This is a genomic window from Neobacillus niacini, from assembly GCF_036961885.1.
GTDB lineage: Bacteria > Bacillota > Bacilli > Bacillales > Cytobacillaceae > Neobacillus > Neobacillus niacini_H.
This window is the reverse complement of record NZ_JBALNQ010000024.1, coordinates 2,674-11,604: the sequence shown is the minus strand read 5'-3', so window position 1 is coordinate 11,604 and position 8,931 is coordinate 2,674. Positions and strand designations below refer to the sequence as shown.

The following is an 8,931-nucleotide window of genomic DNA, read 5'->3' as shown; positions in this document are numbered from 1 at the left end:
GAGTCAATGACATTATGGATTAACTATAGAATTGAGTCGTAATTAAAAGAGGAGTGTGGAGACAAATGGTAACATTATACACTTCACCAAGTTGTACATCATGCAGGAAAGCAAAATCATGGTTAGAAGAACATGAGATTCCATATACTGAAAGAAATATTTTTTCCGAACCATTGTCAATTGAAGAAATTAAAGAAATCCTTCGAATGACAGAGGATGGAACAGATGAAATTATATCAACAAGATCAAAGACCTTTCAAAAATTAGACGTAAACTTAGATGCAATGCCACTTCAGGAGTTATTTGAATTAATTAAAGCTAATCCAGGATTATTGCGTCGCCCAATTATAATCGACGAAAAACGTTTACAGGTTGGTTATAATGAGGATGAAATTAGACGGTTTCTACCTAGGAGAGTTCGTACTTTCCAATTAAGAGAAGCACAACGTATGGTAAATTAAACTTAGTAAAAAGCCTTCAAACTGAAGGCTTTTTTTTGCATCACCCTTTAGTTGAGATTTCCTTGTAATTTTGTTACAATGTAAAGAATATCTAATTAATAGGCAAATGAATGGTTTTTTGCAATTAAGAGCAAATTTATTTCCCAATTCAATACTTTTGTCATAAAATGAAGGTACAAGGATTATAAAGTTTTTTAACAAAATAATTGATCCTTTCTACTTTGGCTAATTGCTAAAAAGCATTGTCTGTTTGGGGGTATATAGTCCCTTCAATAAGGAAACGGAAGGGAGAGGCTAAGATGGAAATCGAACGTATAAATGAGAATACTGTAAAATTTTACATCTCTTATGGTGATATAGAAGATCGAGGCTTTGATCGTGAGGAAATTTGGTACAATCGGGAGCGTAGTGAGGAACTTTTCTGGGAAATGATGGATGAGGTTCATCAAGAGGAAGAGTTTGTTGTGGAGGGACCACTCTGGATTCAAGTGCAGGCTTTAGAAAAGGGGTTAGAGATTCTTGTAACCAAAGCACAGGTGTCAAAGGATGGTCAAAAATTTGAGCTTCCAATTCCAAATGAGAAAATAAAGGATTTGTCAGTTGATAATAATATTGAAGATATCTTGGATCATCAATTTAATCCAGGAAATCGTGATGACGATGATGACCTTATACTTGAAGAAGATTCTTTAGAGTTTTTAATTGCCTTCAAAGATTTTGAGGATGTCATTATGCTTTCAAATCGGGGCGGTCTTGATGAATTAATTACCGTATTATACAATTTTGAAAATAAATACTATTTATATACAGAGTTTCCTGAAGATTTGTTTGAAGAGGATGAAATTGATGATATTTTAAGTATCCTGCTTGAATATGGATATGAAACACAGTTAACGATCCATCGAATTCAGGAGTATGGAAAAGAAATCATTTCTAAAGATGTTTTTGCTGAAATAAGAAAATATTTTAAATAAACGTGCCGATTTCTATTATTGAAATCGGTGTTTTTTTACATAGGCAGATTATTATTGGTGGTGATAAGGCTGAAGAACACAGTAAGGGTTGTTTTATTTGTGCTCGTTTTATCGATACTTATGATATTTTTTAAGGAGTATTTGACTGGTGGTGTTTTTGGTTTTTTAAGCCTCTTAATTACACTGTCTGTCATTTTTATTGGATTTGTTATTTTTCTAGAGAATCGACATCCAACACAAACCATTACCTGGTTAGTTGTTTTAGGAGGCTTTCCATTAGTTGGATTCTTCTTCTACTTACTTTTTGGGAGGAATTATCGAAAAGAGAAAATGTATCGAAAGAAATATTTTCTTGATAAACAGGCCTTTTTAACGGTTGAGGGTGAGAATGACCCTAGAAGTGAAGAAAAGCTTAGTTTAATGGGTGAGCATCAGGCTAGACTTTTTACACTGGCACAAAAATTAGGAAATAGTCCAATTTCCTTTGATACTTCAACAAAGGTCTTAACCAATGGGGAGGAAACCTTCCATCATATTCTAGAACAATTAAATCGAGCCAGACATCATATTCACATGGAGTATTACATTGTTCGCGATGATGCTATTGGACAGGAAATAAAGAAAATCTTAATTGAAAAGGCTGCCCAGGGGGTAATCGTTCGATTCCTATATGATGCCGTGGGGTCTTGGAAATTATCAAGAAAGTATATTAATGATTTGAGAAATGCAGGAATTGAGACGGTTTGTTTCGGCCCGGTAAAGCTGCCCTTTTTAAATAATAAATTTAACTTTAGAAATCACCGGAAAATCATTGTCGTTGATGGGATGATTGGGTTTGTTGGTGGACTAAACATTGGTGATGAATATTTAGGCAGGAACGAAAATTTTGGCTACTGGCGAGACACCCACTTAATGCTAAGAGGGGAAGCAGTTCGGTCACTGCAGCTTATTTTTTTACAAGATTGGTATTACATGACCAACCATAGCTTTTTAACAGCAGAATATTTGTCACCACAAATTGATGAAAAAAATCATGGTGGGGTCCAGTTAATAGCTGGTGGTCCTGATAATGAATGGAGTGTAATTAAAAACATTTTTTTCTCGATGATTACTTCAGCAAAAGAATCTGTTTGGATCGCCTCACCATACTTTATCCCAGACGAGGATATCTTTTCAGCGATCAAAGTGGCTGCCCTTAGTGGCGTTGATGTGAGATTGTTGGTACCAAATCGCCCAGACAAACGAATCGTCTTTCATGCCTCACGCTCCTATTTTCCCGAGCTATTAGAAGCAGGTGTTAAGATTTACCAATATGAACGAGGGTTTATGCATAGTAAAATCGTAATTGTCGACCACGAGCTTGCTTCAATTGGAACTTCAAATATGGATATGCGTAGTTTTCATTTGAATTTTGAGGTAAATGCGTTTTTATTTCGAACGAAAAGTACCCAAAAGCTTGTTGCGGAATATATCAATGACCTAGAATATGCGAAGCAGCTGGAATTAACATTGTTTCAAAAAAGGCATTTTGGCATACGGTTACTTGAGTCAACGGCAAGATTACTTTCTCCACTTCTTTAAGTTCACAAACTCGTCAAAATGACGAGTTTTCTTTTTGCCTAAAAAAAGGATTTCTAGTCTGATAACTTGAATGTAAGAACTAAAAGGAGGTTGATTTTCAATTGCTAACGGCACGAACAAAATCAGGAACAATATTCAGTTTAAGTAATGAGTGTGAAAAGGAGAATCTATTGATTCTTCGAAAGAATGAAGAGTTTTTTTGTCCAGTATGTGGGGAAGCGGTTTCCCTGAAATTAGGGAATCAACGGGTTTACCATTTTGCTCATCGGAGCGGTACGGTTTGCAGTGATTTTCATGAAAGTGAATCCCTTTATCATATAAATGGGAAACTTCAGCTCTTTCACTGGTTACATATGCAAGGTATTCCTGCAGAATTAGAGTATTATGATTCGAATTTCGGGCAGCGTCCTGATATTATGTTCCATTTTGCTGGGAACAGATACGCATTGGAATATCAGTGTTCTCCGATACCGGAAGAAATTTTTATCAAACGAACGCAAAGCTACATCCAACATCAATACATCCCCCTTTGGATCATAGGCAGCAAGCATATTAAAGGCAAAAGGAGTAATACATTCTCCTTGTCAAACTTTGATTATTTCTTTTTAAGAAAAACAACGACCGGACAATTCGTACTTCCTTCTTATTGCCCCGAAGAAAAAAGGTTTCATATCCTCAGTACGATCCATCCATTTTCTATAAAAAATGCAACCGCAAACAGCCAATTACTTTCTATTCATCAGGCAGGAATTGAAGGGATTTTAGAACCAAAAGTGACAAACCAATTTAATTTTACCAAATGGGCAAATGAAATGAAGAAATTTGCGATAAACTGGTCACTCCACCCTAGTCCTGACTTAAATCGATTTCTTCGCGAGATTTATGCTCAAAACCTTAACTTATATTTACTTCCACCAGAAATCGGATTACCTGTAACTCACTCTCTCCTCATTCAAACACCACCTATCATCTGGCAAACCTATTTGTATATAGACGTTTTCCAGAATAATTCACCTAATTCCCATATTCAATTGAAGGATGTGGAAAGTAAGTTCAATAAAAGAATAAAATTGAATGAAATTATCACCAGGAATTTACCACAATTCCCTAGTGAAGAACCTTTTTTGGCGGTAAGGGAGTATTTTCTACAGCTAGAGAGGCTCGGAATGATTATTAAAAAGGGCCAATCCATTTATCAATTGCAAAAAGGATTCATAATTCCGAGTTCTAACCGGGAAAAGGAAGAAAGAAATCAGGAATTTTATCAAAAAAATCGATCAATTCTTGGGAAAATATAAATGAAAAATTACTTTAGGGCATAATATAATAGGTAAATCTTATTAATTTTAGAGGAAATTGCAGGAAAAAAGGAGAATATTTAAAGGGTTATAATTCTTTTCGTAAAACGAAAAATATTGAATGGAGGAATATATGTGGCAAACGAAACTGCGATTAAGGCACTGCCGGTTAGAAATGAAATTCCAGTTGAAGATACATGGAGATTAGAGGATATCTTTGCTAGCGATGAAGTATGGGAAAAAGAGTATCAAGAAGTAAAAAATCAAATTTCAGGAATTAAAGAGTTTGAAGGGAAACTTGGTGAAAGCGCTGATACACTTTATAATGCTCTGCAATTTCAAGATAAGCTTCTTGAAAGAATTGGCAAGCTTTATACATACTCCCATATGCGCTATGACCAAGACACAACGAATTCCTTTTACCAGGGATTAGATGATAGAATGAAAAACCTATACTCTCAAGCTGGAAGTCAGTTAGCATTTATTGTTCCTGAAATCTTAGCTCTAGACGAAAGTAAGGTTAATGGTTTTTTAAATGAGAAATCGGAATTAAAGCTCTATGAGCATGCTATTGAAGAAATTAATCTTCAGCGACCTCACGTTTTGTCTGCAGAGCTGGAAGCAGTGCTAGCTGAGGCTAGTGAAGTCATGGATGCATCTAGCAATACTTTTGGGATGTTAAATAACGCAGATTTAAAGTTCCCTTCTGTTAAGGATGAAAATGGTGAAGAAGTTGAAATCACACATGGACGATATATTCGATTTCTAGAAAGCGGAAAGCAAGAAGTTCGCCGCGATGCTTTCAAAGCGGTTTACGACACATACGGGAATTTCCGTAATACCTTTGCTAGTACGATTAGTGGAAATGTGAAAAAAGATAATTTTAATGCAAGAATCAGAAAGTATAGTTCTGCTAGACATGCAGCCCTTTCTGCCAATAATATTCCTGAAAGCGTCTATGATAATTTGGTTAGCACGATTAACGATAATTTGCACCTATTGCACCGGTACGTTAAACTTCGGAAAAAAGTGTTAGGAGTAGACGAATTGCATATGTACGATCTATATACTCCACTTGTCAAAGATGTAAAAATGGAAATCCCTTACAAACAGGCAGAAGAGTTTGTTATTAATGGGCTTGCTCCACTAGGTGAGGAGTATTCACAAATTTTAAAAGAGGGTTTTGAGAACCGCTGGGTAGATGTTCACGAAAATAAAGGAAAGCGGAGCGGTGCTTATTCTTCAGGAGCTTACGGAACGAACCCGTACATCCTTATGAATTGGCAAGATAATGTAAATAACTTATTTACTTTGGCTCATGAATTTGGTCATTCGGTTCATAGCTATTATACAAGAAAAAATCAGCCCTATCCGTATGGAAATTATTCAATCTTTGTTGCGGAGGTTGCTTCCACATGTAACGAGGCATTATTGAATGATTATTTATTGAAAACCATTGATGATGAACAAAAACGTATCTATCTTCTGAATCATTATTTAGAAGGTTTTAGAGGCACTGTGTTCCGCCAAACGATGTTTGCTGAGTATGAACATTTAATTCATCAAAAAGCACAAAATAACGAGGCGCTGACAGCGGATTTATTAACGAGTGAATATTATGCTTTAAATAAGAAGTACTTTGGTGAAGAGGATATTGTAATTGATGAAGAAATTGGCTTAGAGTGGGCTAGAATACCTCATTTCTATTACAATTATTATGTGTATCAATATGCTACTGGCTATAGTGCTGCAACTGCATTGAGCAAACAAATTCTAGAGGAAGGGGAGCCTGCAGTTAAACGCTATATCGATTTCTTAAGCTCTGGCAGTTCGGATTACCCAATTGAAGTTCTCAAGAAAGCTGGCGTGGATATGACAAGTGCTGACCCTATCAAGGATGCATGTAAGGTGTTTGAAGAGAAGCTAAATGAATTAGAGCAGCTATTGTCATAAGATAGAAAAGGGATGGTACCGGATTGTACCATCCCTTTAAAATCCTCTGAATCTTTTACGGTCATTCAAGTAAAAAAGTAAAGTAAAGATTCCAATAAAAAAAAGTGGGATACTAATTAATAAAGGGACGACCTTCATTAGCGCCAGGATATGGAGGGAGAACCCAAAAATAATAAAAAGAATCATAAGAATAATCGGTAATTTTCTCATTAAAGAAGCCACCTTTTTTTGTAATGTCCCTTTTAAATAGTTTATTGTCCAAAATTGAAAAATATGATTTTGACAATTATGTGAAATAACACACAATCACATTGTCAATGAGTTCTATTCCATGTTATATTTTATACGTGAAGTTAATCACAACAAACATATACCCCTTTGTTTGACCGTGAAAAATTTCTCCCATCCCCTTTGTTCGTATTTAATAGAAAAAGACCTTGCAGTGTTTGCTGCAAGGTCTTTTCACGTTCAAATTAGATATTACTTAATAGTTTACTCTCCAACATATCGCCAAAAGGTCCCATATTTAGCTGGGAGCTGTTCTACTTTTTGAAGTAAAAGCAATTGTTTCATTTCCCGCTCGACCTGAGAGATTGTCATATTATAAACAACTGCTATCTCCTTAGAAGCTACTACTTTAAAATATTTTAAGAATGCCTCCATTGAGGGCGGCTGATTTTTTATTGGTTGTACAGATAGCATCTCTTCGAGAATTTGTACATAGACCTCATAGGGATAAGTTCCAGTAATTTTAATTCCTTCATCTTCTGCATTTTCATTAAAAAACACAAGAGTGGGAATTTCATGTACCTCCATTTCAGTGGTGATTTTCAAGTCACATTGGAATGCTTTAGCGGCACTATCTGAATGGAAATCAGAGATGAACTCTTCAACATCTAATCCTGCACTTTTTGCACAGATTCTTAGTACATCAATATTAGAGATATTTTGTTTATCAATAAAAAGTATTTCTTGCAGCTTACGTAAAAATCGAAAACCTGCTCGTCTTCCTTGTAGCTCCGCTGCTTTAATTGCGATAGAAGCAATATATGGGGATGCTACAGGATTTTCTAACCAAAGGTTCCCATCACAGGACATTCCTGATCTGCTAGCAGTCTTTTCCCATAAATCTGCGATGAATTCATAATTCTTCTTTTTACGGTGATTTAAATTAGCGATACGACCACTTAATACATGCTTAATAGAAAAATACTTACCATATTCGATATGCAGTTTCTTTAAGATCGGTTCAAGTGCCCAACACTCAGGGCTTAGAGGATCGATGAACAAATATAATTCAAGTGGTTTTTTTTCATTACTAAAAGATTGAGATTTAGAAGTGAATTCTTGGTTACTCACAAATTTTCACCTAATATCTCATTTTCATCTGGTGTATTGACCATGTGTTGTGCAGTTAGATAGAGCCTAGAATAAAATTCATCTCTTTCTTGACCCTCTAATCCAATCTTGTCCATCGCTTGTGTCATGCAGGAAAGCCATGCTTTTGCGCGGATAGGAGTTATGGGAAAAGGCAAATGTCGTGCACGCATCATAGGGTGACCATGCTCTTCCGTATACAATGAAGGTCCTCCCAAATATTGTGTTAGAAATTGCTTTTGTTTTCGGGCAGTTTCTGAAAAATCATTCGGAAAGATTGGTGCAAGATCAGGATGTTGTGCAACTAAACCATAAAAAGTATCCACAAGGCGATGTAAAGTATTTTCGCCTATGGCCTCATATGGAGTAGGCTTTTTCTCAAACATGTTGACAACTCCTTTAAATATGTTTGTTTTATATATTTTATCAATGGATTTTTGATATCTCAAATAAACCGCTTAGAAATTATATTTTTGCTGATAAAAACGGGCAACTTTGTTTTGGGTTCTCCGTATGGGAATACCATATTGCAGGAGTAAATCTTGAAAAGCTAGTTGACCAGCTTGAATATCATCCACTTCGTATTCTACTTCATAGTCTTCTGTATTTAAATATAAACTATGATCCAAAACAAGTAGTCCATTTTTGTATGTAAATTCAGCCCTTTTTGTTTGTAGTGATCCGAAATATTCAATATGGTTCATTGATATATTTAACTTTTCTAACCTTTGGTTAACGATTCCCGTAGGAAATATTCCATGTTCAATGGCTGTTTGATATTCAGTCTCTGATAAAAGTTGGGTTGATTCCAAAAGCCCAACAGCAGCCGGTTGTTTTAAAGTCAGTTCATAAGTATTATTCTTTATTCTGATCCTTAGTGCAGATCCCAAATTTTTTAATCCAAAATCTGGTGTGTCAAAGTAATGATTTGTTTGGTTTATGATTTCCTTTTCTTCCACTTTAAATGTCTTAAGAAGAATTTTATATTCCTCTTTTGTGAGTATATTTTTAAATTCTATTTCAATGGATTCTGACATTTGGTCCATTCCTTTCTTTTCATAATTTTATTGTATCTTAGCTTTTGGTCGAACCGCAATTCTTGGGAGAAATGGATAGATTATGCTAAAATGGTAGAGTGAATAGTGGAGGTAAAATGATGAATAAAAAAATTACAATTAAAGAAGCAATTATTTCAAAGAACAAATTACTATTACTTGCAGATGATTCGATTAGCGGTCTAATTCCGACTGAACAAATTCTTGTTGATTCTAAGCATTTTTCATTTGT

At 35.2% G+C, this 8,931-nt stretch carries 8 protein-coding genes; 5 read left to right on the top strand and 3 right to left on the bottom strand.

Going from position 1 to position 8,931, the window contains the following annotated elements; genetic code table 11:
• Nucleotides 1-65 precede the first annotated feature (65 nt).
• The 5 genes from spxA (at nucleotide 66) to pepF (ending at nucleotide 6,267) form a co-directional block, all read left to right on the top strand.
• Nucleotides 66-461 carry a transcriptional regulator SpxA gene (gene spxA / locus V7124_RS11695; RefSeq protein ID WP_335417780.1) on the top strand — a complete coding sequence of 132 codons (396 nt, stop codon included), beginning with the start codon at nucleotides 66-68 and terminating at the stop codon, nucleotides 459-461.
• Between the two features lie 299 nt (nucleotides 462-760).
• On the top strand, nucleotides 761-1,435 hold the full coding sequence (gene mecA / locus V7124_RS11690) for an adaptor protein MecA (protein WP_335489163.1): 675 nt from the start codon (nucleotides 761-763) through the stop codon (nucleotides 1,433-1,435).
• Nucleotides 1,436-1,555: 120 nt separating this feature from the next.
• On the top strand, nucleotides 1,556-3,016 hold the full coding sequence (cls, locus tag V7124_RS11685) for a cardiolipin synthase (RefSeq protein ID WP_420490525.1): 1,461 nt from the start codon (nucleotides 1,556-1,558) through the stop codon (nucleotides 3,014-3,016).
• Between the two features lie 101 nt (nucleotides 3,017-3,117).
• Nucleotides 3,118-4,314 carry a competence protein CoiA gene (locus V7124_RS11680; RefSeq protein WP_335410631.1) on the top strand — a complete coding sequence of 399 codons (1,197 nt, stop codon included), beginning with the start codon at nucleotides 3,118-3,120 and terminating at the stop codon, nucleotides 4,312-4,314.
• A gap of 135 nt (nucleotides 4,315-4,449) precedes the next feature.
• Entirely contained in the window at nucleotides 4,450-6,267 is a 1,818-nt protein-coding gene (pepF, locus tag V7124_RS11675; RefSeq protein ID WP_335489160.1) for an oligoendopeptidase F, read from the top strand.
• 492 nt (nucleotides 6,268-6,759) lie between these two features.
• Here pepF and V7124_RS11670 read toward each other — a convergent pair whose 3' ends face one another.
• From V7124_RS11670 to V7124_RS11660, 3 genes are all read right to left on the bottom strand, one after another.
• The gene (locus V7124_RS11670; protein WP_335489157.1) at nucleotides 6,760-7,626 is read right to left on the bottom strand and encodes a ClpXP adapter SpxH family protein; all 867 of its coding nucleotides are present in this window, start codon (nucleotides 7,624-7,626) and stop codon (nucleotides 6,760-6,762) included.
• Nucleotides 7,623-8,030: a globin gene (locus tag V7124_RS11665; RefSeq protein WP_335410625.1), complete on the bottom strand. Its 408-nt coding sequence runs from the start codon at nucleotides 8,028-8,030 to the stop codon at nucleotides 7,623-7,625. Before V7124_RS11665 ends, V7124_RS11670 begins: the two co-directional genes overlap by 4 nt.
• A 72-nt stretch (nucleotides 8,031-8,102) precedes the next feature.
• Nucleotides 8,103-8,681 carry a CYTH domain-containing protein gene (locus V7124_RS11660; protein WP_335410623.1) on the bottom strand — a complete coding sequence of 193 codons (579 nt, stop codon included), beginning with the start codon at nucleotides 8,679-8,681 and terminating at the stop codon, nucleotides 8,103-8,105.
• Between the last annotated feature and the right edge of the window lie 250 nt (nucleotides 8,682-8,931).